This is a genomic window from Pseudomonas veronii (assembly GCF_002028325.1).
Lineage (GTDB): Bacteria > Pseudomonadota > Gammaproteobacteria > Pseudomonadales > Pseudomonadaceae > Aquipseudomonas > Aquipseudomonas veronii.
Map to the genome: position 1 here is coordinate 368631 of NZ_CP018420.1, position 22412 is coordinate 391042.

Below are 22412 nucleotides of genomic sequence, written 5' to 3' on the forward strand. Positions count from 1 at the left end.
TTAATTATCCGAACTGGCCGGAAACCCTTCGGCGGTCATTTTTTTCAAGACATCCTGCCAGCGTGACAGGCGCTTGCTATCACCGACTTTTTTGTTGCCCGCCGCGCCGGTCAGCCACAACCCTTCGCCGTTGAAAGCATAGACGGGCAGCAGGTCCGGACGTTGGCTGGCCGGCAGAATGGGGTCCATCAGGCTGTCCAGTACCAACGGCATGGCTTCCGGGCTTGCATAGTAGGTCAGTACCATATGCGCGCGATTCTGGCGCAAGGCCTTGACGTAGGTTATGCGCAGCTTCTCGGCCGGGACGCCCAAGTGACGCAGGCTGAAGTATTTGGCGATGGCATAGTCTTCACAATCACCGGCACCTTTCCACAGGGATTGAATGGGCGTCGCCCAATAATCGATCTCGTGCCACAGGTCGATATCTTCTTCGTAGTGCAACTGGCGGTTAAAGAACAAGTTGACCACGTTGAGTTGTTCGGTTTCGCTGACCTGCTTTTGCGCCGTGAGCAGGTGTTGCCAGGCATCGATACGCTGGCGCCCGGCGCCCAGGGGCCCGTACAGCGCTTCGGCGCGGCGGCTGATCTGGCTGAAATCCCAATCGGCGAGCAGATTGCCCAGCAGGCCGCCACCCAGCAACAGCGTGATGGCCAGACCGTACAGGAACCGAGGGAAGTTAAAGCGTATCGCCACTGCGAATACCCGAGCTTGCAGCATTGAAGGTGCGGCAATGGTGCGGTGATACCGGGTAAAAAACAATGGCACGATGAAATCACTTTGTAGCAATTTATCCTGAATAAGTGCCGGTAAATTGGCTATTTTCCGCTCGTCTGAAAGGGTGGCGGCAATTCCATCAAAATAATGACACCTCATAACGCCTGTCACAGAATGTCGCAACCAAAGCGCCGACAAAAAGACTTGCGGTCAGCCTTATCTTGCCGACCTTTCACGTCTTTAATGGCACTGTGAAGGAGTTATGGCCATGAGCCGTACCGATGATCTGTTTGCCCCGTCCGGCAAGAGCCTGACCCGGGAGCCCAAGGCACGGAACGCTCGGCTGCACTTTTTCGGCACCCTTCCATTCGATGATGGCACCCGCGCTAACCAGAAAGACGGCTCGCGCTTTTGCGCCAATGCGCCAGCGGCCTATGAACAACCTCATCATTATGACTTGAGCACACCGCGCCCAACCGTGGTGGCGCTGGTCTCGGTCAACGGCGGCGTCGGCCGCAGCACCCTGGCCACGGCGTTGAGCAGCGGCTTGCAGCGCTTGGGGGAGTCGGTGGTGGCGCTGGATCTGGACCCTCAAAACGCATTGCGCCAGCATTTCGGCGTGGCCCCGGAGCTCCTGGGCGTCGGCCGCGCCAGCCTGCTCAATACGCGCTGGGAGACGCTCCTGCAAACAGGGTTTGCCGGCTGCCGCGTGATCCCCTTCGGGCACACCGATATCAAGCAGAAGGACAACCTGCAACGTTGGCTCACGCGTGAACCGGAGTGGTTGGCGCAGCACCTGTCGACCCTGGGGTTGAGCGAGCGCCCGATCATGCTCATCGACACCCCCGCCGGTAATAACGTCTATCTGCATCAAGCGTTGAGCGTGGCCGATAGCGTATTGGTCGTCGTCCAGCCGAATGCCGCATGCCTCGGCACGCTTGACCAGTTGGACGCGGTGCTGGCGCCTTATCTTGAGCGTGAACGCCCGCCACATTGCCACTATGTGATCAATCAACTGGAAGAAAACTCGGCGTTCAGCCGGGACATGGTCAATGCCTTCAAACTGCGCTTGGGCGATAATCCGTTGGACGTGGTGCATCGCGATCCATCGATCAGCGAAGCCCTGGCCTTTGCCACGGACCCGCTGGATAACTTGGCGGCGAGCGCCGCCTGCGACGATCTCAAGAGGCTGTGCCGGTTGTTGATCGCACGGAAAAAAGCCCGCTAAATCACGCTTTATGCGCTGAACGCGAAATGCTTATGCACAATCGGCAGGTCGCCGATGGCGTCGAATGGGGTTTGGGCGGAACCATTCTCAACACGGCGCAACCGCCTGTTTTGCGTGCGTTTTATTCGTTGCGCAAAAAATGATCAGTATGGCATTTGGCCTGTAGCGCAGATGGCTACAACTTCTGTAAGGATTTCATCAACAGAGTTATCCACAGGGCGCGCGTAGGAAAAAATGCGCTTTAATCGCGCTCAGCCAGCACCATAAGGTTGCGTGGGGTCAGGGTGGTTTCGCAGAAGCTGCCTACCGCCACGGTGTAGCCCTGTTCCCGCAGAAACAGAGCCCGATCCAGTACCAGCCACAGCTCCAGCGGGCGGCGGAACAACCCTCGCAGCAGTTCCAGGTTTCTGACCTCGGCCAAGCGCCGCCAGCCGTGTGCCTCCAGCGCTGTCCAATCCTGCTCGCCTGTGGATAAACCTTTGAGGCCGGCCAACTCGCGGCAATAGTCGGCGAAGGGTTTATCCAGCCAACTGGCGGGCAGGGACGGCGTGGGCAGGTACGTGTCGCAATGGCGCAATTGGCGCTGCAAGTGATCGAAACCCAGGCGCCTGGCCATGGACGTATCCCGTTGCCGGCGCACCCGCTTGCCGGCGGTGACGGTTTCACTGAGGGGCAGCCCCAGGTCATCCACCGATAAGCGCAACGCCGAAGCGCGGCCGACGCTCGACAGTGGCTGATAGCGATCGGTGCGGATGCGGTTGTAGCAGCAGGGTGCCAGCGCCAGTTGCTTGCAGCCGGCAGTGCTGGCCAGTTGCAGCAGACGCACGTGCAGGTCGCCGCAGGCGTGCAGGGCGACGGGTGTGTGTTCGGCGCTGACCGTCACGTCGGCCAGTACGTCTTGCAGGTGATGGGTGACGGGCAGTTGGTGGTGGTCGCTCAAGGCCTGCCCGGCGGCGATCAGGGCCGGATCGTATTCCAGGCAGGTCAGTTGCTGCCCGCTGTGCAGCAGGCGGCGGCCGAGGTGGCCTTTGCCGGCGCACCAGTCCAGCCAGTGCCGCGGTGGTTGCGCGAACCCCAGGGCGGCGCCGAAGGCTTCGATCTGTTGCCACTTGCGGCCAGGCACATCGACGTTCAGGCGCTGGCGGGCGGGTGCCAGGGGCTGCGTCGGTAACTTATCCACAGCACTGAGGCGCAGCGCCTGCGCGGCCAGCTGTGGAAAAGGCGCCGGGGCGGGCAGCTCATGGGGCCGGTTGTGGCTGCTTTCCGCGTCGGCCAGCGAGCGCCGGCGCAGCCACTGGGCGAGCGCGGGATGTTGGGATTCCCAGGGTAACTGGCGATGCGTGAAGGGCCGTGGTCGCCACAGCCCTTGGTGTTCGCTGAGGAACGCATCCAGCGCCTGGAAGTGCGCTTCAACGTCCCTGGCAAGCATCGACTCGCAGCCAGCGTTCCAGCAGTTTGAAACCGCGCACCAGCACATAGGCCATCAGCAGGTAGAACAGGCCGGCGGCGAAGAAGATCTCCACTGGCAGGTACGTGCGCGCAATGATGGTGCGCGCCATGCCAGTCAGTTCGAGCAGCGTCACGGTGCTGGCCAGGGCGCTGGCCTTGAGCATCAGGATCACTTCGTTGCTGTACGCCGGCAGGCCGATGCGCGAGGCGCGCGGCAGGATGATATAGAACAGCGTCTTCGGCTTGGACATGCCCAGGGCCCGCGCCGCTTCGATTTCACCCGGCGGGATGGCCTGGATCGCACCGCGCAGGATTTCGGCGATATAGGCGGCGGTGTGCAGGGTCATGGTGGCGGTGGCGCACCAGAACGGATCGCGCAGGTACGGCCACATGAAGCTGTTACGCACCGCGTCGAACTGCGCCAGGCCGTAGTAGACCAGGAACAGTTGCACCAGCAACGGCGTGCCGCGAAAGAAGAAAATGTAGCAATAGGGCAGGGTCCGCACGTACCAGCGGCGCGAAGAGCGGGCGATGCCCAGCGGGATCGCCAGCAGCAGGCCGGCAATCACCGCAATGGCCACCAGCTCGAGGGTGAGGGTCGCGCCCTGGGCCAGTTTGGGCAGCCACTTGATGATCACGGCCCAGTTCAGGCCCAGGTCGAAATGGGACAGCCAGCTGTAGTCGCCGTTCATTGGGTGCTCCTTGCAAAGCCGCGACTGGCGCGTTTTTCCAGGAAGTGCATGCCAGTCATGGCCAGCACGGTGAGGCCCAGGTACATGAACGCCGCCACCATGAAGAAGGTGAACGGCTGCTTGGTCACGGTCACGCCGATCTGCGCATGGCGCATGATTTCTTCGAGGCCGATCACCGATACCAGCGCGGTGTCTTTCATCAGGATCATGAACAGGTTGCCCAGGCCCGGCAGGGCGATGCGCCACATCTGCGGCATGATCAAGCGGGTGAAGATGCGAAACTTCGACAGGCCCAATGCCACACCGGCTTCACGGTGGCCCTTGGGAATGGCGAGGATCGCGCCACGGAACACTTCCGTGGCGTAGGCGCCAAAGCACAGGCCCAGGGCGATGACCCCGGCGGCGAAGGCGCTGAGGGAAAGGTCGGGGTTACCGAAAAACTCCCCGAGGGCACGCATCAGGTTGACCGTGCCGAAATAAATCAGCAACACCCACAACAGTTCGGGAATACCGCGAACGAGGGTCGAGTAAGCCCCGCCCAGCCACTGCAGCGGCTTGTATGGGGACGTCTTGGCCAAAGCGCCGGCCAGGCCGAGTACCAGCCCCAGGCACAGGGCCGTGAGCGCCAGCTTGACGGTCATCAGCGCGCCGGTGGCGAGCGCCGGGCCGAATCCGTAGAGATCGAAATTCATGGTGTTTTCATATCGCGGCAGGCAAAGCTGAAAGCCGACGCGCCCCTGGGAGCGCGTCGGGCATACCGTTCAGATCATTCGATGCTGAAAGGGAAGTACTTGTCGTTGATCTTCTTGTAGGTGCCGTCGGCCTTGATCTCTGCCAGGGCTTTGTTCAGGCGTTCGCGCAGCGGGTCGCCTTTGCGCACGGCGATACCGATCTTGTCGCTCTCGACCACCGGGTCGCCCTTGAATTCATAGGCGGAACCGTCTTTGCTCTTGAGCCATTCGTACTGCACGTACTTGTCGGCAAGGATGCCGTCCAGGCGGCCGGACGTCAGGTCGAGGTAGGCGTTTTCCTGGGTGTCGTAGAGCTTGCTGGTGGTGTCTGGCAGCTTGTCTTCCAGGTAGGTGCCGGCCAACGTCGCGCGTTGTGCGCCGATGATCTTGCCTTTCAGGTAGGCCGCGTCGGTCTTGAAGTCTGCCGTGGCTTTAGGTGCGATGAACTGCAGCTTGTTGGAGTAGTACGGGTCGGTGAAGTCGACGGCCTGCTTGCGTTCGTCGGTGATCGACAGCGAGGACACCAGGAAGTCGAATTTCTTCGCGTTCAGCGCCGGGATGATGCCGTCCCAGTCCGATACATACACTTCGCACTTCTCGACTTTCATCTTGGCGCACAGGGCGTCGCCGATGTCTTTGTCGAAGCCGACGACGTTGCCGCTGGCATCTTTATTGTTGAACGGCGGGTAGGCCGCTTCGATCCCCATTTTCAGGGTTTCTGCCATGGCCGAGGCGCTGAACGCCATCGAAACGGCCGCGGCCAGAAGGAATTTTTTATAGTTCTGCATGCATGTTGCTCCGTTAGCGGTTGCTGGACATGAATTGTTTGCAGCGCGCCGAAAGCGGGTTTTCAAACACCTGCTGTGGCGATCCTTGCTCTTCGACCAGGCCTTGGTGCAAGAACACCACTTCACTGGACACCTGGCGGGCGAAGCCCATTTCATGGGTGACCAGCAGCATGGTGCGGCCTTCTTCGGCCAGCGCGCGGATCACATTAAGTACTTCCTGGACCATTTCCGGGTCAAGGGCCGAGGTGGGTTCGTCGAACAGGATGACTTTCGGCTGCATCGCCAGGGTACGCGCGATGGCCGCCCGCTGCTGCTGGCCGCCGGACAATTGCGCGGGGTAGGCGTGGCGCTTGTCGCCGATGCCGACCTTGGCCAGCAGGGCTTCGGCCACTTCGATGGCTTCGGCCTTGCTCTGGCCGAGCACGCGGCGTGGGGCCTCGATGATGTTGTCGAGGATGCTCATGTGCGGCCACAGGTTAAAGTTTTGAAACACAAACCCGATTTCGCTGCGCAGGCGGTTGATCTGCTTGCCGTCGGCGGCTATCAGCTCGCCGTTCTTCGCGGCCTTGAGCTTGAGCTCTTCGCCAGCCACCAGGATCTGGCCCTGGTGCGGGTTTTCCAGCAGGTTGATGCAGCGCAGGAATGTGGACTTGCCGGAACCGGAGGAACCCAGGATCGAGATCACATCGCCGTCGCGAGCGGTCAGCGAGATACCTTTGAGTACCTCCAGCTCACCATAGCGTTTATGCAAGTTGCGGATTTCAAGCGCGGGCGCGGCCAGAGCCATGTGCGGTCCTCATTGTGTTCGTTGCGTTCCTGCTGTTGGGTCGCCTTCCTGGCGAGGCGCCAACCTAGCATAGCGTCCGGATGGCAGCCAACAGCGCGGCGGATGCTTAACAGGTGGTCTGCGGCAAGGTGTCGCATCGGCACAGCGGCGTGTCGCGCCATCAACAACCGAACAGCCGTTTGAACCTGGAAAACCCGCAGGCTTCGCGTGAAAAAGGGCGCGATGGTGCCAGCTTTGGGCGGGTGTTGGAAGGGTTAACCGGGCAAACGGTGACCATCGGCCCTTTTATGGGGCGTCACGTACTTTTTGTGTGTATTTGTGGTGCGCGCGTTCGGGTAAAAGTGAGTCGCTCGGTAACGCTGTAGCGGAATGCCAGCATTCTCAATGACTTGCGAGGGCTGCTGGATCGTCCTACAGCCCGCGTCAATCGGGGTTTTGTAACATTTTGGCGCAAATATTGCGTAAAAAATAAAGAACGCCCTGTTTGTTTCTTTTCACGTAAAAGGCACGCGCCGGGCGGACCGTTTTCGCAATTCCTCGTTTAAAGGTGTGTCAATGAGTAGTACGCATAGCTCCAATGACCTCGAACAGGGGCTCAAACCGCGTCACGTCACCATGTTGTCGATTGCCGGCGTCATCGGTGCCGGTTTGTTTGTCGGCTCCGGCCACGCGATCGCCGCCGCCGGCCCTGCGGTACTGCTGGCGTATGCCGCCGCCGGTGCGCTGGTGGTCTTGGTGATGCGGATGTTGGCCGAAATGGCCGTGGCGTCGCCGGACACCGGTTCGTTCTCGACCTACGCCGATCGGGCGATCGGTCACTGGGCCGGTTTCACCATCGGCTGGCTGTACTGGTGGTTCTGGGTGCTGGTGATTCCATTGGAAGCCAACGCCGCCGCGACCATCCTCCATGCCTGGTTCCCCGGCGTGGCCATCTGGGCGTTTACCCTGATCATCACCTTGCTGCTGACGGCGACCAATCTGTTCAGCGTGAAACACTACGGTGAGTTCGAGTTCTGGTTCGCGCTGATCAAAGTCGTCGCGATCGTGGGCTTTGTGATCCTCGGCCTGCTGGCGATCTTCGGCTTCCTGCCGACCAGCCAGGTCAGCGGTGTCTCGCACCTGTTCGACACCCAGGGCTTCATGCCGAACGGCATGGGCGCTGTGCTGGCGGCCATCCTGACCACCATGTTCTCGTTCATGGGCACCGAGATTGTCACCATCGCGGCCGCCGAGTCGAAGGACCCGGGCCAGCAGATCACCAAGGCCACCAACTCGGTGATCTGGCGGATTGGTTTGTTCTACCTGCTGTCGATCTTCATCGTGGTGTCCCTGGTGCCTTGGAACGATCCGACCCTGGCTGCCGTAGGTTCCTACCAGACAGTGCTGGAAAGCATGGGCATCCCGAATGCCAAGCTGATCGTTGACCTGGTGGTCTTGGTTGCCGTGACCAGCTGCCTCAACTCGGCGCTGTACACCGCCTCGCGCATGCTGTTTTCCCTGGGCCGTCGTGGTGATGCACCCGCCGTGTCCAAGCGCACCAACAAAAGCGGCACGCCTTACTGGGCGGTGATGCTGTCCACCGGCGCAGCGTTCCTGGCGGTCTTCGCCAACTACGTGGCACCGGCGGCGGTGTTCGAATTCCTGCTGGCCAGTTCCGGCGCCATTGCGTTGCTGGTGTACCTGGTGATTGCGGTGTCGCAACTGCGCATGCGTCAGAAGCGTACTGCGGCGGGCGAGACGCTCGCGTTCAAAATGTGGTTGTTCCCAGGCCTGACCTACGCGGTGATGGTGTTCATCGTCGGTACGCTGGGGATCATGCTGTTCCAGGAAGCCCATCGGGTCGAGATCATCGCGACCGGGGTCTTGAGCTTGCTGGTGGTGGCGGCGGGGCTGCTCGTTTCGAGCCGTCGCAAGGCCCAGAGCGTAGGCGCTGCAGTACTGAATTGATGTGATGGAGTGCGGTGCTTGATTGCGCCGCAGTTCAAATGTGGGAGGGGGCTTGCCCCCGATAGCGGTGTATCAGTCAATTAGATGTCGACTGGCACACCGCTATCGGGGGCAAGCCCCCTCCCACATTGCGTTTTGCGTCAGTCTTGGGAAATCACCAGCGCCTGGGATGCGGCGACGTAATCCGCCTGGAACTGCGGCGACTCGACCCACGCCAGGGCTGCCGCTTCATCCTCGGTGTCGGTAGCCCACTGCCGATATTCGATCAGTGCCGCCAGGATAAAGTCGGTGGCCTCTTCTTCGCCTTCCTGCTCCAGCACCAATGCCAACAGCGGGTGCGCCAGGAATGCCGCGCACAGCGCTTGCTGGCTGATTTCGCCGGCAGTACGCATTTCGACAAACAATTCAGTCAAATCCACCGACTCAAGATCGATGCGGCTGTCATCGCCGGCAAATGCATCCGGCTTGCTCGCGACGGCGCGTTGGGTACGGTTTTGCTTGGCCTTGGCCTTTGCCCGGTGGGCACGTTTTTGCTGCTTGTTCGGCGAGGCCATGGGCTCACGTCCTTGGTTCAGGATCTGGGTGGGTATTGAAGCGCAGGTTGAGGGAAATCCCAAGGGGTTCTAGACGCGCGCCGTCATGCGACGGCCCGGTGTGCCGGGCGTTAGCGCGCCGTGCTTCAGCCATGCCAGCGCAATCGGCCACAGCCGATCCTCATACTCGCTGCGAAAGAACGCGAAATGTCCGACCTGTGTTTCTCCGATATCGTCAGGGGCGATGCGCAGGTGAGTGCGTTCGCTGCTGGCGAAGTAGCTCAGCAAGCGCTCGATGGCCGGCACGGTGCCGAAGGGATCGTCGGTGATGCTGATCGCCAGCACCTGCGCCGTTACCCGGGCAAACGGCAGTTCACCCAAGGCGCGCCCGCTGGGCCGTGTTTCATAGCTCGGCGTCGGCGTGCTCCAGTCCCGTACCACGCCGGCCGGCGTATCCTCCAGCCAGCCCAGGCGCTTGCCCGGGAAGTAGCCGAACAGCGCCGTCACCAGTGGCATCACCACATGCCACTTGCCAACCATGCGCCAGCGCCCGCTCGCTGCGTAATCGCGCCAGTAGGCGAATTGCGCGCCCACCGTCACCAGGCGCCGGATCACTGCGCCGGACGCCCCCAGCCCCGCTGCGCAGCCGCCGAAGCTGTGACCGACCACGTCGATCGGCTGCCCCGGGAACTCGCGCTGCGCCCGCTGCAATATCGCCTCGAAATCCAGGCGGCCCCAATCCGACCATGAGGCCTTGAAGCCTCGCAGCGAGCCACGGCGGGACTCGCCGATGCCGCGATAGTCGTAGGTGATGACATCGAAGCCGTTGGCGAACAGGTAGTCGGCGAAGCGTGAATAGTGGCGACAGCGCACGGAGGTGGCGGCGTTGATGATGACGACCGGGCGTGTAGGGTCGCTTCGGATATGGCGCCAGGTGAAGCCGCCAAGCGGGTAGCCGTCTGCGGCGGGTGCTCTGAAGGAAGTGTTTTGGCTGGGTTGAGTTGCAGGCGTTGGCGAAGAGGCATCATTCAAGTTCATCGTTTTGGGCCTGTGCCGATTTTTTATTTTTGGTAACGGTTGGCCAGTTTGCCAGCACTTGTACTTCGTTCCGCTGACTCACTAATCTCTGGCGCTCACAACGCCTACAACGCCCGCGCACAGTGGCTTGTTCCGAAAAAACCACACATCTGAGAGAAACGACAGCCAACCATGGACAGATTAGACTGGCAGGCATCCATTACGGAGGTCTCTATGAGCATTCCACGTACTCCCATCGTTTCGGAGTTTGAAACAGAAGAGCAAGCTGCCAGCTACGACCGTTGGTTTCGTGCCAAGGTGCAGGCTTCAATTGACGATCCTCGTCCTAGTATTCCGCACGATCAGGCGATGGCTGAAGTCGAGAAGGTGCTGGAAGAGAGGCGCAAGGCTCGTGCTTCTCGTTAAATGGCGACCTGAGGCTATTGTCGCCCTGATCGAGATCATTGATTACATCGAGCAGTACAACCCGGTTGCCGCCGTCTCGCTGCACCAAACTATTGTGGTTGCCGCCGAGGGGTTGTCCCTGATGCCATACGGATTCAAGCACGGTCGCTTGTCTGGTACTCGGGAAATGGTTGTTCATCCAAACTACCTGGTGGTCTATCGGGTGACGGAGCACGTTGAGATAGTGATGGTGTTACACACTCGCCAGGAATATCCCAGGGATGTGATCGGGCCACACCACTCGACCTCACGCCAGTAGATGCTTAGGCTTGCGCCTTTGCAATCAGCGAGAGCGTCCTGATGACCCGCGACACCCTCGAACACCACCAGATTCCCCTCTACTTCGCCACCGTCCTCCTGGCCGCCGCTTTCGGTCTGCTCGCGCCGTCATTGGCGCATGGCCTCGGCGTGCTGGTCACGCCGGCCATCGCGGTGCTGATGTATGCGATGTTCCTGCAAATCCCGTTTCTGCAACTGCGCCAAGGCGTGGGCAACCAGCGGTTCCTGGCGGCGTTGCTGCTGGCCAATTTCGTTCTCGTGCCCGTGCTGGTGTGGCTACTGACGCGTGGCCTGGTGGAGCGCCCGGCGTTGCTGGTGGGGGCGTTGCTGGTATTGCTGACGCCGTGTATCGACTACGTGGTGGTGTTTACCCACATCGGCAAGGGCGATTCGCGCTTGATGCTGGCCGCGACGCCGCTGCTGCTGTTGTTGCAGTTGGTGTTGTTGCCGGTGTACCTGGGGTTGATGTTGGGCGCGCAGTCCGCGGTGGTGGTGGAGGTGCGGCCGTTTGTCGAGGCGTTCCTGTTATTGATCGTGGTGCCGATGGTGCTGGCGGTGATCACCACCTCGCTGGCGCGGCGTTCCTCGGTCGTCAACGCCTGGAACGATGCCTGGGCCTGGTTGCCGGTGCCGGCGATGGCCGCGGTGCTGTTTGTGGTGATCGGTTCGCAAATCACCGCGGTGGTGCGCGATATCAGCCTGCTGCTGCCGGTGATTCCGGTCTACGTTGGCTTTGTGCTGTTGGCGCCATTGATGGGGATGTTCGCCGCGCGCCTGTTCGCGCTGCCGGCGGTGACGGCGCGCGCGGTGACGTTCAGCGCGGCGACGCGTAACTCGCTGGTGGTGTTGCCCCTCGCGCTGGCGTTGCCCGAAGGCGTGCGCGGGTTGGCGGCGACGGCGGTGATCCTGCAAACCCTGGTCGAGTTGATTGGCGAGCTGATCTACGTTCGCCTGATCCCGACGCTGGTGTGGCGCGCAGATCGGCCGGGCACATGAATGTTCAGGGTTGTTCAGGCGCTATTTGGGATGTGTTGGGCACCATAAGCCGCCGCTCACTACCTGGCAGGACAACCGATGGATCAGCGCAACTCTTTTCGCCTGGAGTCTCTGGGCATTTTTCTGATTGCTTTGTTGTTATTTACGTTGGGGATCTGGGACCAGCAGCCTCAGGGGTTTGACGGGCGCTGGGCGTTGTTCATGCAGGAAATGTTTCGCCATGGGGCGAGTCTTTTTCCCACTACCTACGGCCAGCCCTACGCGGATTATCCCGGTACGGCGACGTTCTTCAGTTTTGTATTCGCCCGGCTGTTCGGTGCGCCCAACCACCTGGCGAATGTCCTGCCCACCGCGCTGGCCTCTGCCGGAGTGGTGGCGCTGATCTATCGCTTGCTGGCGCCTTCCAGTCGCGCCTGGGCGCTGTTGACGGTGCTGCTGACCTTGCTCACCACCCAGTTGCTCGAAAAGTCGCGCTCGGTGTGCCTGGATCAGATGGTGGCGCTGTTGTGCGTAGGCAGCTTCTACCTGCTGCACAGTGGCGAACGCCTTGGCTCGCGGCTGCGGCAGTTGGCGGTGTTCCCGCTGTTTATCCTGGGCTTTGCGATTCGCGGGCCGTTGGGCTTGATCGAAGTCTGTGGGGTGGCCTGCGTGTATTGGGCGTTGGGTCGTCCGGGGGAGCGGGTCAGGCAAGTGCTGATCCACGGCGTTATCGGGTTGCTGCTGCTGGCGTGTTGCTGGTGGCTGCTGATGCAGTTGGCGCGGATCAGTGGGGGCCAGGCCTTTGCCGATGAAGTGTTCAAGATGCAGGTCGGCGGGCGCCTCGATGAAATCGGCGAGCCGTTCTATTTCTACTTCCAGCTGAGTCTGTACCGTTACTTCCCGGTGGTCCCCATGGCGTTGGCGAGCATGGTTGCGCTGCGTCATCGCTGGCCGGAACGCTGGGGCAATGACGACGTGCAACTGGTCGTGCGGCTCGGCGCCTGCGGCTTGATGATTCTGCTCGGGCTGTCGGTGCCGCACTTCAAGCGCGCTTATTACATCCTGCCCATGGTGCCGATGTTTGCCGCTGTCGCCGCCTATGGGCTGCTCCACGCACAGAACTGGTTCGTCGGGGTGCGTCGCTGTTACACATGGCTCGTCGCGGCGCTGCCGGCGTTGTGCGTGGTTGTAGTCTTCGTGTGTCGACATGGGTGGCAGAAGCACGGTTACTGGCCGGACGTTTCGTTGCCGTTGCTGATCGGCGTGCTGGTGATCCTGCAGGGGGCGGTATTGATCGCCTGGCGTCGCGCCGGGCGTTTGGTGTGGCTCAGCGCGATCGCACTGGCGGCGCAGTGGTTGTTGCTGGTGACCGTGGTAGAGCCGGCCAAGGACCTGCAGTTCGACACCCGGCAATTTGTCAGTCAGGTGGAAGCGCTTCGCGCACAAGAGCCTGGACCGTTGGTGTTTGTCGGCCTTGCGCGGGACACTTGGGCCGTGCGCTACATGATGAACCTGGATCACGACGAGCAACCGCTGTTCATCGGGCGTAACCAGCTCGATCAGTTGGACTCGCTGCCACGGCCGTCCTGGGTGATCGTGGCGCGCAAGGAAACCGAGCAGTTGAAGGGCACACCGGTGGAACACCTGGCGCCGATGTTCAATGGGCGACTGAACGACAATCCGTTGTTGGTGTTCTTGCTCAAGTAGGCGGCGCGAGGCGGGTATTGCGTACTGGGGTGACGGTGAGCCACCCCGGTTCGGGATGGGTAAATCGAAGGCAACAAAAAACCCGCACTAGGCGGGGTTTTTGGGTGTTTCAGATGATCGTTGCACCACCTGAAACTTAATAGTGGTGCCCAGAGACGGAATCGAACCGCCGACACGGGGATTTTCAATCCCCTGCTCTACCGACTGAGCTATCTGGGCAACGGGGCGCATTAAACGGGTTTTTCAGGGGGTCGTCAAGCAAGTTTTCAAAAAATATTTAATTATTACCGTCGCTTACGTGCCGACCCCGGTTTTTGATCAATTATTGAGCAGGCGGCACGTAGCCTTCGGCCTTGGCGTAATCCTCGCCGGAAAAGAACTTGTCCATCTCGCCTTGCAGGTATTTGCGGTCTTCGGCGTTCATCATGTTCAGGCGTTTTTCGTTGATCAGCAGGGTCTGGTGTTTCTGCCAGTCGGCCCAGGCCTTGGCGGAGACGTGATCGAAAATGTCCTGGCCCTTGGCACCCGGGAACGGGGCGCGCTCCAGGGCGGGCAGTTCTTCGTGGTACTTGCGGCAGATGATGGTGCGGGTCATGACGAAACTCCTGCGTTCAATGCGTCGGCCGCGCGCTTCAGCAGTTTTTTCACCGGGGCGGCAAGGCCCAGGCGCGGCGGGGTGGCGAGGTTATACCAGAGCCAGTCGGCCTCGGCCACGTGATGGGCGGATTCCTCGACCTGGACCAGCCAGGGTTCGATGGCCAGCTGGAAGTGGCTGAAGGTGTGGATCAGCCCCGGCAGTTCCTGTTGTTTGCCCAGCTCCAGCGCGTGCTGGTGGGCGAGGTGTTCGAGGTCTTGCAGGTCGTCCAGCTCCGGCAGGCTCCACAAACCGCCCCACAGGCCCGTGGACGGGCGACGGTAAAGCAGGATCGCGCCGTCGCCATTGGCCAGCATGGGCATCAGCGTGCGCTTCTGGGGGATGCTCTTGCGCGGCTTGGGGATCGGGTAGCGCGTCTCCAGGCCGAGCATGTGGGCTTCGCAGCCTTTTTCCAGCGGGCATAACAGGCAACTGGGCTTGCTGCGGGTACACAGGGTGGCGCCCATGTCCATCATCGCCTGGGTGTAGGCGTTGACGCGATCATGGGGCGTGAAGCGCTCTGCGGTGGCCCAGAGCTGTTTGGCCACTTTGGGTTCGCCGGGGTAGCCCTCCTGCGCGGTAAAGCGTGCCAGCACGCGTTTGACGTTGCCATCGAGGATCGGCGCGCGCAGGCCCATGCTCAGGCTGGCGATCGCGCCGGCGGTGGACAGGCCGATGCCGGGCAGTTCGGTGAGCTTTTCCACGTCGCGGGGGAACTCGCCGCCGTACTCGGCCACGACAATCTTCGCGGTCTTCTGCAGGTTGCGCGCCCGGGTGTAATAGCCGAGGCCGGTCCACAGGTGCAGCACCTCGTCTTCCGGCGCGGCGGCCAGGGCTTCGACCGTTGGCAGGGAGGCCATGAAACGGTCGAAGTAATTGAGCACGGTGCTGACCTGGGTCTGTTGCAGCATGATCTCCGAAACCCACACCCGGTAGGGCGTGATGCCCTGTTGCCAGGGCAGGTCATGGCGACCGTGGCGGTCGTACCAGTTCAGTACCGCCTCGGAAAACTGCTCGTTTCTCATCGTTTGAACAGGCCTTTCAACGCGTCTTTCAACTGCGGGTTAACTTTGTCGAGCTTCTCTTCCAGCTTCTCGTTGAGGCGGTTGCCAGCGGCCTTGATGGCGACCTGGCCGAGGCCGTCCTTGTCCAGGCGACACGCCTTGGCGCCCAGCTCCAGTGGGCCACGGCAGCGCAGCGGCACTTCGATGCCCTGGAAGTTGGCGCCTACCTCGCAGGCGGGGTCCGGCACTTCGCGTTGATCGCCCTCGACGATGATGCCGACGCGATAATCCATGCCCAGCACGCGCAGGTCGATGTCGCCGTTGCCGTTGACCGTAAGGCCGGGGATACGCACCTTCAGGTCGGGGTTGTTGGCCACGCCGTTGCGCAACGTCAGGTTGCCCCTGAGCTCCTGGAACGGGGTGTCCTTGGCCCGTGGCTCGCTGCTCAAGGTCTTGCGGTTGAGCAGGGCGATGCCGGTACACAGTTGCTGTTCAAGGTTGGCGTTGAGCAGCACGCCGTTGTTGATCACGAAGCTGGCGTTGCCGTTGAGGCTGTCTATCAGTGCCTTTTGGCTGTTGCCGCGGCCGCTGAGGTTGCTGTCGAGGGTGATCTGGCCCTTGACCGGCGGCGTCTGCCCCTGGGCTTGCAGGATGCGCTCGACCGGCACTTGCTTGATCTGGCTTTGCAGGGCCAGCACTGGAATGTCCTGGCGCACATCGAGGCTGCCATTGGCCTGGAAGCTGCCGTTGTAGAGGCCGCCGCTCAGGCTGTCGAGCTTGAGCTGGCCGTCGAGGCCGCTGGCCTTGAGCATGGCGTTCTGGATCGGCAGCTTACTCAGGGTCAGTTGGCCGAAGGCCAGGTCGGCCTCCACGTCCAGCGTGCGCAGGCGGGTCAGCGGCAGCAGCTTGTCGGTGCTCCAGGCGCCTTTGGTCGGGGCGTCCGGCAGCGGTGTGGTGCCACCGGCGGCCATGGCGCCGGCTTCGCTGTTCTGCACTTCGGCCTGGCGTGCGGCGGTTGCCCCCTTGGCGGATTCGGACTTGGCCGGCAGGTAATTGTCGGCGTTGAAGGTGTCGCCCTTGAGTTGCACGCGCAGCGATTGCTTGGCGAAATCGTCTACGGCAACGCGGCCGGTGAAGGTGCTGCCGTCGAGTTTCAGGTTGAGGTCTTCCAGGGCCAGGCGGGTCGGCGTGCCTTGGAGGCGGCTGACCAGCTCGACTTTGCTCAGGCTGCCCTCGGCCATCGGTGGCAGCGGGTTGCCGACGCTGTCGAGGAACTTGGCCAGGTCGAACTGGGCGATCGACAGGGCGCCGCTGAGCTGCGGGGTCTTGTCCAGGTCGTTGACCTTCAGTTCGCCGAGGGCGCGCAACTGGTTGGCCGAGAGTTTCAGGTTGGTCCACTCGGCAATGTTGGCCGCCAGGTCCACCAGCAGTTGGCCCTGGGTGGAGAAGGTCACGGTTTTGCCTTGCAGCGGTTCGCCGGTGGCTTCGCCGCTGAACCGCATGTCTTCGAACTGATAACGCTTGAGCGCCCGCTGAATGCGCAGGTTGCCGTTGAGTTCGGTCTTGACGCGCATGACCGGCTGGTTGCTGCCGAGGAACGCGGTGAGCTTCAGCGGAATGCTCGCCCCTTCGTGGATGGCACCCGCACTCAGCTGGATGCTCTCGGCGCTGAACTGCTTGCCGGTCTGTTCATCGTTGTATTCGATGCGGGCGTTGTTGATGGTCAGGCTGTCGATGTCCAGGCGGATGGGCTGCGGCGGTTTTTCTGCCTTCACCTCGGTCACTGGTGCCGTCGCTTGCACGGGGGTTGGCATAGCGGTGGGCGCCTCGGGGGCGTTCTTGCCGATGTCTTCCCAGTTGCCGTGGCCTTGCTTGTCGCGGTTGAGGCGCAGGTTCAGGCCTTCGACGCGCACATCGCTCATCTGCACTTCGCGGCGCAGCAGCGGCAACACGCGTACCGACAGGCCGAGCATCTGCAGATCGGCGAACGGCTGGGTCGGGTTGGTCAGGGTCGCGACGCTGGCTTCGTGCAGTTCCAGGCCCAGCCAGGGGAACAGGCTCCAGCCGATGTCGCCATTGAGCGTCAGCTCGATGTGGGCCTTGTCGCGGGCAATCTGGCGAATCTCGTCTTTGTAGTCGTTGGGATCGAAGAGATGGGTCAGGGCAAAGCCGAGAGCCACAATGATCAGCAACAGCCCGAGAAGTACCAGACCCAGGATTTTGCCGAACGCTTTCATGGGCGAGTCCTTGTATGTCGATTTCAAAATTTAGCCGCAGAGTATAGCGCCCGATGGCCTGCGTCAGTTCACGGATCGTTACATTGTATCTAGCGCAGGGGGCGGTATTTTGGCGTCAAAAAACACAAAAAATCCGCGAAAGGTAGTGGCATTTTGGTTTTTCTGTCATCCACTGATGCTAATCTCTGCGCGTTCGTCCGCCTTCTGCGACGTAACGTCGCGCTTTAAATGGAGCTTTATTCAACAAAACGGTCACGCCCTGCGTGCAAGGCCGAAGGAGAGAGCGCCTGACGAACACATACTAATAACTGGGGGAAACACTAATGAGCACTAGCACTGCGGCGGGTATTGCTGCCGCGCAGCCTGCGTTCCTGTCCAAGGAGCGCATCATCGCCAAGCCCGGGTTCAACCGCTGGCTGGTTCCACCGGCCGCTCTGGCCATCCACCTGTGTATCGGCATGGCCTACGGCTTCTCGGTGTTCTGGTTGCCGCTGTCCAAGGCGCTGGGGATCAGCGCGCCGGTGGCCTGTGCGCCGGATATGAGCTTTATCGCTCAGGTTTTTTCGTCTCAGTGCGACTGGCCGATCTCCATGCTGGGCTGGATCTACACCCTGTTCTTCATCTTCCTGGGCTGCTCGGCGGCGATCTGGGGCGGCTGGCTGGAACATGCCGGGCCACGCAAGGCGGGCGTCGTCTCGGCGCTGTGCTGGTGTGGCGGCCTGCTGATTTCGGCGCTGGGGATTTATACCCACCAGATCTGGCTGATGTGGATCGGCTCCGGGGTCATTGGCGGTATCGGCCTGGGCCTGGGTTATATCTCGCCCGTGTCGACCCTGATCAAGTGGTTCCCGGACAAGCGCGGCATGGCCACCGGCATGGCGATCATGGGCTTCGGCGGCGGCGCGATGGTGGGGGCTCCCCTGGCGGCAGCGCTGATGGGGCACTTCGCTTCGCCGACCAGCGTCGGCGTGTGGCAGAGCTTTCTGGTGATGGCGGCGATTTACTTCGTGTTCATGATCGGTGGCGCGCTGTCCTACCGCGTTCCGCCGACCGGCTGGAAGCCTGAGGGCTGGACCGCGCCGGTGAAAAAAGCCAGCAATGCGATGATCACCCATCGTCACGTTCACGTGAACGTCGCCTGGAAAACCCCGCAATTCCGTCTGGTCTGGCTGGTGCTGTGCCTGAACGTATCGGCCGGTATCGGCATCCTCGGCATGGCTTCGCCGCTGCTGCAGGAAGTGTTCGGCGGCAAATTGCTGGGTGTGGATGTGCCGTTCGGCCAACTGAATGCCGGGCAACTGGCCTCGATCGCGGCGATCGCGGCGGGCTTTACCGGGCTGTTGAGCCTGTTCAACATTGGTGGCCGGTTCTTCTGGGCGTCGTTCTCCGACTACCTGGGCCGTAAAAACACCTACTTCGTGTTCTTCGCCCTGGGCTTTGCCCTGTATGCGCTGATCCCGAACCTCGGGCACCTGGGCAACGTGGCGCTGTTCGTGGCGGCGTTCTGCATCATCCTGTCGATGTACGGCGGCGGTTTTGCGACGGTTCCGGCTTACCTGGCCGACCTGTTCGGCACCCAGATGGTCGGCGCGATCCATGGCCGCCTGCTGACCGCCTGGGCTGCGGCGGGCGTGCTGGGCCCGGTGTTGGTGAACTACCTGCGTGAATATCAGTTGAGCATCGGCGTCGAACGCGCCGCCGCCTACGACATCACCTTGTACATCCTCGCCGGCCTGCTGGTGCTGGGTTTCATCTGCAACCTGCTGGTGCGCCCGGTGGCCGACAAGTACTTCATGAGCGACGCCGAACTGGCCGCCGAACAGGCGCTGGGCCATGACAAGGGTGCCGATTCGAGCACCGTGCTGGAGTGGAAAGCCTCCGCCGGCAGCAAGCCGCTGGCTGTCGCGGCCTGGTTGGTGGTGGGTATTCCGTTGGCGTGGGGTGTGTGGGTGACCCTGCAAAAGACGGCGGTACTGTTCCACTAAGTTGACTGCAGGCGGGCGCACCATCCTGGAGCGCCCGCTTGTATGCACATGTCTAGCGTCGACCTTCCTCGCTTCAACTCGTCAGTCTTATCCCCTTCGATGTTTCTGTTTAGCGCCCGCGCCCCTATAATGGCTGCCTTTTTCGCCCAATGATTTTGCGGAGCTGGTGATGGCCGAACGTAAGGCGTCCGTCGAGCGCGACACTCTGGAAACCCAGATCAAAGCCTCGATCAACCTGGATGGCACCGGAAAGGCCCGATTTGATATCGGTGTACCTTTTCTTGAGCACATGCTGGACCAGATCGCCCGTCATGGGCTGATCGACCTGGATATCGTCAGCAAGGGCGATCTGCATATCGACGACCACCACACGGTGGAGGATGTCGGTATCACCCTCGGCCAGGCTTTCGCCAAGGCCATCGGCGACAAAAAAGGCATCCGTCGCTACGGCCACGCCTATGTCCCGCTGGATGAGGCGCTGTCGCGTGTGGTCATCGACTTCTCCGGCCGCCCCGGCCTGCAGATGCACGTGCCCTACACCCGCGCCACCGTGGGCGGCTTCGACGTCGACCTGTTCCAGGAATTCTTCCAGGGTTTCGTCAACCACGCCCTCGTCAGCCTGCACATCGACAACCTGCGCGGCACCAACACCCACCACCAGATCGAAACCGTGTTCAAGGCCTTCGGTCGCGCGCTGCGCATGGCGGTGGAGCTGGATGAGCGCATGGCCGGGCAAATGCCATCGACCAAGGGCGTCCTGTAATGCAGACGGTCGCGGTTATCGATTACGGCATGGGCAACCTGCACTCGGTGGCCAAGGCCCTCGAGCACGTAGGGGCCGGCAAGGTGCTGATCACCAGCGATGCCACGGTGATTCGCGAGGCTGACCGCGTGGTGTTCCCAGGCGTTGGCGCGATTCGCGATTGCATGGCCGAAATCCGTCGCCTGGGCTTTGACAGCCTGGTGCGCGAGGTCAGTCAGGACCGGCCGTTCCTCGGCATTTGCGTGGGCATGCAAGCCTTGCTCGAGCGCAGTGAAGAGAACGACGGCGTCGACTGCATCGGCCTGTTTCCAGGCGAAGTGAAGTTCTTCGGCAAGGACCTGCATGAAGACGGCGAGCACCTGAAAGTCCCGCACATGGGCTGGAACGAAGTGCGGCGCACCGTGGATCACCCGCTGTGGCATGAGATCCCGGACATGGCGCGCTTTTACTTCGTCCACAGCTACTACATCGCCGCCGGTAACCCGCGCCAGGTGGTGGGTGGCGGGCACTACGGCGTCGACTTCGCCGCTGCGCTGGCCGAAGGTTCGCGTTTTGCGGTGCAGTTCCACCCGGAGAAGAGCCATACCCATGGCCTGCAATTGCTGCAGAACTTCGCTGCGTGGGACGGTCGCTGGTAGATGGCCAAGAAACCGAAGCTGCCGATCCTGAACCTCACGCCCGAACAGGAACGTGAGGCTACCAACAAGATCAAGCGCTTCATGGAGGACCGTTTCGAGCTCAAGCTGGGCTCGTTCGAGGTTGCCGAGATCCTTGAGTTGTTCACCATTGAAGTTGCGCCGCACTATTACAACAGGGCGATTTTCGATACGCAGACGCTCCTTAGGGAACGGTTCGAAAGCATCGAAAGCGACCTGTGGTCGCTTGAGAAACCCTGATTTCCCAAGCATTGCTGAATATCGAATAAGGTTTGCCAGATGCTGATTATCCCCGCTATCGATCTCAAGGACGGCGCTTGCGTGCGTCTGCGCCAGGGCCGCATGGAAGATTCCACGGTGTTTTCCGACGACCCGGTGAGCATGGCTGCCAAATGGGTGGACGGTGGTTGCCGTCGCCTGCATCTGGTGGACCTGAACGGCGCCTTCGAAGGCCAGCCGGTCAATGGCGAAGTGGTGACTGCGATCGCTAAGCGCTACCCGAACCTGCCGATCCAGATCGGCGGCGGTATCCGCTCCCTGGAAACCATCGAACACTACGTCAAGGCCGGCGTAAGCTACGTGATCATCGGCACCAAGGCCGTGAAAGACCCGGCCTTCGTCGCCGAAGCCTGCCGCGCGTTCCCGGGCAAGGTGATCGTCGGCCTGGACGCCAAGGACGGTTTCGTCGCCACCGACGGCTGGGCGGAAATCAGCACGGTGCAGGTGATCGACCTGGCCAAGCAGTTCGAAGCCGACGGCGTGTCCGCCATCGTTTACACCGACATCGCCAAAGACGGCATGATGCAGGGCTGCAATGTACCGTTCACCGCTGCGCTGGCGGCGGCGACCAGGATCCCGGTGATCGCGTCCGGTGGCATCCACAACCTGGGTGACATCAAGTCGCTGCTGGATGCCCGGGCCCCTGGAATCATCGGCGCGATCACCGGCCGCGCAATCTACGAAGGCACCCTGGACGTCGCCGAAGCCCAGGCTTACTGCGATGCCTACAACGGCTGAGGACTGACCATGGCGCTGGCCAAACGCATCATCCCTTGCCTGGACGTCGACAACGGTCGCGTGGTCAAGGGCGTCAAGTTCGAGAACATCCGTGACGCCGGCGACCCGGTGGAAATCGCCCGTCGCTACGATGAGCAAGGTGCCGACGAGATTACCTTTCTCGACATCACCGCCAGCGTCGACGGCCGCGACACCACGCTGCATACCGTCGAGCGCATGGCCAGCCAGGTGTTCATCCCGCTGACCGTGGGCGGTGGCGTTCGCACCGTGCAAGACATCCGCAACCTGCTCAATGCCGGCGCGGACAAGGTCTCGATCAACACCGCCGCAGTGTTCAACCCGGAGTTCGTCGGCGAAGCCGCACAGCACTTCGGCTCGCAGTGCATCGTGGTCGCCATCGACGCCAAGAAAGTCTCCGGCCCCGGCGAACCGCCGCGCTGGGAGATTTTCACCCACGGCGGGCGCAAGCCGACCGGCCTGGACGCGGTGGAGTGGGCGATGAAGATGGAAGGCCTGGGCGCCGGTGAAATCCTGCTGACCAGCATGGACCAGGATGGCATGAAAAACGGCTTCGACCTCGGCGTGACCCGTGCCATCAGCGATGCGCTGGGCATTCCGGTGATCGCGTCCGGCGGCGTCGGCAACCTGCAGCACCTGGCCGACGGCGTGATCGAAGGCCACGCCAGCGCCGTGCTGGCGGCGAGTATTTTCCACTTCGGCGAATACACCGTCCCCGAGGCCAAGGCGTACATGGCCGCGCGCGGTATCGTGGTGCGCTAAACGCTGCTGGACACCATGGCAAGT

23 protein-coding genes and 1 tRNA gene are annotated in these 22412 nt (G+C 61.7%); 12 read left to right on the forward strand and 12 right to left on the reverse strand.

From position 1 onward, the window contains the following. Positions 1-717, reverse strand: coding sequence for a cysteine protease LapG (gene lapG, locus PverR02_RS01660; RefSeq protein ID WP_017849958.1), 717 nt, complete (start codon positions 715-717; stop codon positions 1-3). 265 nt (positions 718-982) lie between these two features. On the opposite strand from lapG, the gene bcsQ reads away from it, so the two are divergent. Then, on the forward strand, positions 983-1942 hold the full coding sequence (gene bcsQ / locus PverR02_RS01665; protein WP_079442655.1) for a cellulose biosynthesis protein BcsQ: 960 nt from the start codon (positions 983-985) through the stop codon (positions 1940-1942). Positions 1943-2183: 241 nt separating this feature from the next. Here bcsQ and PverR02_RS01670 read toward each other — a convergent pair whose 3' ends face one another. The 5 genes from PverR02_RS01670 to PverR02_RS01690 form a co-directional block, all read right to left on the reverse strand. After that, the gene (locus tag PverR02_RS01670; protein WP_057003603.1) at positions 2184-3371 is read right to left on the reverse strand and encodes a methyltransferase; all 1188 of its coding nucleotides are present in this window, start codon (positions 3369-3371) and stop codon (positions 2184-2186) included. Next, positions 3352-4041, reverse strand: a complete 690-nt coding sequence (locus PverR02_RS01675; protein ID WP_046385364.1) for an ABC transporter permease — start codon at positions 4039-4041, stop codon at positions 3352-3354. Before PverR02_RS01675 ends, PverR02_RS01670 begins: the two co-directional genes overlap by 20 nt. 38 nt (positions 4042-4079) lie before the next feature. Further along, the gene (locus tag PverR02_RS01680) at positions 4080-4775 is read right to left on the reverse strand and encodes an ABC transporter permease (protein ID WP_079442656.1); all 696 of its coding nucleotides are present in this window, start codon (positions 4773-4775) and stop codon (positions 4080-4082) included. A 74-nt stretch (positions 4776-4849) separates the two neighbouring features. Next, positions 4850-5602, reverse strand: coding sequence for an ABC transporter substrate-binding protein (locus PverR02_RS01685; RefSeq protein ID WP_017849952.1), 753 nt, complete (start codon positions 5600-5602; stop codon positions 4850-4852). 13 nt (positions 5603-5615) lie between these two features. Beyond that, positions 5616-6389 carry an ABC transporter ATP-binding protein gene (locus PverR02_RS01690; protein ID WP_017849951.1) on the reverse strand — a complete coding sequence of 258 codons (774 nt, stop codon included), beginning with the start codon at positions 6387-6389 and terminating at the stop codon, positions 5616-5618. Positions 6390-6944: 555 nt separating this feature from the next. On the opposite strand from PverR02_RS01690, the gene gabP reads away from it, so the two are divergent. Beyond that, positions 6945-8336, forward strand: a complete 1392-nt coding sequence (gene gabP, locus PverR02_RS01695; RefSeq protein WP_017849950.1) for a GABA permease — start codon at positions 6945-6947, stop codon at positions 8334-8336. Positions 8337-8476: 140 nt separating this feature from the next. On the opposite strand, the gene PverR02_RS01700 is transcribed toward gabP, so the two are convergent. Further along, positions 8477-8890 carry a hypothetical protein gene (locus tag PverR02_RS01700; protein ID WP_046385011.1) on the reverse strand — a complete coding sequence of 138 codons (414 nt, stop codon included), beginning with the start codon at positions 8888-8890 and terminating at the stop codon, positions 8477-8479. Between the two features lie 69 nt (positions 8891-8959). Further along, a complete protein-coding gene (locus PverR02_RS01705) occupies positions 8960-9907 on the reverse strand; it encodes an alpha/beta hydrolase family protein (RefSeq protein WP_079442657.1) in 948 nt (315 codons plus the stop codon). Positions 9908-10120: 213 nt separating this feature from the next. Here PverR02_RS01705 and relB point away from each other — a divergent pair, with 213 nt between their 5' ends. The 4 genes from relB (at position 10121) to PverR02_RS01725 (ending at position 13312) form a co-directional block, all read left to right on the forward strand. Next, positions 10121-10312 carry a type II toxin-antitoxin system RelB family antitoxin gene (relB, locus tag PverR02_RS01710; RefSeq protein ID WP_079444974.1) on the forward strand — a complete coding sequence of 64 codons (192 nt, stop codon included), beginning with the start codon at positions 10121-10123 and terminating at the stop codon, positions 10310-10312. Then, entirely contained in the window at positions 10299-10610 is a 312-nt protein-coding gene (locus PverR02_RS01715; RefSeq protein WP_032805156.1) for a type II toxin-antitoxin system RelE/ParE family toxin, read from the forward strand. Before relB ends, PverR02_RS01715 begins: the two co-directional genes overlap by 14 nt. 41 nt (positions 10611-10651) lie before the next feature. Next, on the forward strand, positions 10652-11626 hold the full coding sequence (locus PverR02_RS01720) for an arsenic resistance protein (protein ID WP_079442658.1): 975 nt from the start codon (positions 10652-10654) through the stop codon (positions 11624-11626). 78 nt (positions 11627-11704) lie between these two features. Further along, positions 11705-13312 carry an ArnT family glycosyltransferase gene (locus tag PverR02_RS01725; protein ID WP_017849945.1) on the forward strand — a complete coding sequence of 536 codons (1608 nt, stop codon included), beginning with the start codon at positions 11705-11707 and terminating at the stop codon, positions 13310-13312. A 143-nt stretch (positions 13313-13455) separates the two neighbouring features. On the opposite strand, the gene PverR02_RS01730 is transcribed toward PverR02_RS01725, so the two are convergent. From PverR02_RS01730 to PverR02_RS01745, 4 genes are all read right to left on the reverse strand, one after another. Continuing rightward, positions 13456-13531: transfer RNA gene (locus tag PverR02_RS01730), tRNA-Phe, on the reverse strand. Positions 13532-13634: 103 nt separating this feature from the next. Further along, a complete protein-coding gene (locus tag PverR02_RS01735) occupies positions 13635-13907 on the reverse strand; it encodes an oxidative damage protection protein (RefSeq protein WP_017849944.1) in 273 nt (90 codons plus the stop codon). Continuing rightward, complete coding sequence (gene mutY / locus PverR02_RS01740) at positions 13904-14971, reverse strand: A/G-specific adenine glycosylase (protein ID WP_079442659.1); 1068 nt, start codon at positions 14969-14971, stop codon at positions 13904-13906. The genes PverR02_RS01735 and mutY overlap by 4 nt, the downstream gene beginning before the upstream one ends. Further along, positions 14968-17187, reverse strand: a complete 2220-nt coding sequence (locus PverR02_RS01745; RefSeq protein ID WP_079442660.1) for an AsmA family protein — start codon at positions 17185-17187, stop codon at positions 14968-14970. The genes mutY and PverR02_RS01745 overlap by 4 nt, the downstream gene beginning before the upstream one ends. A 323-nt stretch (positions 17188-17510) precedes the next feature. Here PverR02_RS01745 and PverR02_RS01750 point away from each other — a divergent pair, with 323 nt between their 5' ends. The 6 genes from PverR02_RS01750 to hisF all read left to right on the forward strand — a co-directional run bounded on the left by PverR02_RS01750 (position 17511) and on the right by hisF (position 22388). Further along, positions 17511-19172: an OFA family MFS transporter gene (locus PverR02_RS01750; protein WP_046490889.1), complete on the forward strand. Its 1662-nt coding sequence runs from the start codon at positions 17511-17513 to the stop codon at positions 19170-19172. A gap of 169 nt (positions 19173-19341) precedes the next feature. Further along, positions 19342-19935 carry an imidazoleglycerol-phosphate dehydratase HisB gene (gene hisB / locus PverR02_RS01755; protein ID WP_017849940.1) on the forward strand — a complete coding sequence of 198 codons (594 nt, stop codon included), beginning with the start codon at positions 19342-19344 and terminating at the stop codon, positions 19933-19935. Continuing rightward, the gene (gene hisH / locus PverR02_RS01760; RefSeq protein ID WP_017849939.1) at positions 19935-20573 is read left to right on the forward strand and encodes an imidazole glycerol phosphate synthase subunit HisH; all 639 of its coding nucleotides are present in this window, start codon (positions 19935-19937) and stop codon (positions 20571-20573) included. Before hisB ends, hisH begins: the two co-directional genes overlap by 1 nt. Further along, complete coding sequence (locus PverR02_RS01765) at positions 20574-20831, forward strand: DUF2164 domain-containing protein (protein WP_017849938.1); 258 nt, start codon at positions 20574-20576, stop codon at positions 20829-20831. A gap of 39 nt (positions 20832-20870) precedes the next feature. Continuing rightward, a complete protein-coding gene (gene hisA, locus PverR02_RS01770; protein WP_017849937.1) occupies positions 20871-21608 on the forward strand; it encodes a 1-(5-phosphoribosyl)-5-[(5-phosphoribosylamino)methylideneamino]imidazole-4-carboxamide isomerase in 738 nt (245 codons plus the stop codon). Between the two features lie 9 nt (positions 21609-21617). Continuing rightward, complete coding sequence (gene hisF, locus PverR02_RS01775) at positions 21618-22388, forward strand: imidazole glycerol phosphate synthase subunit HisF (protein ID WP_010563131.1); 771 nt, start codon at positions 21618-21620, stop codon at positions 22386-22388. Positions 22389-22412: the final 24 nt, after the last annotated feature.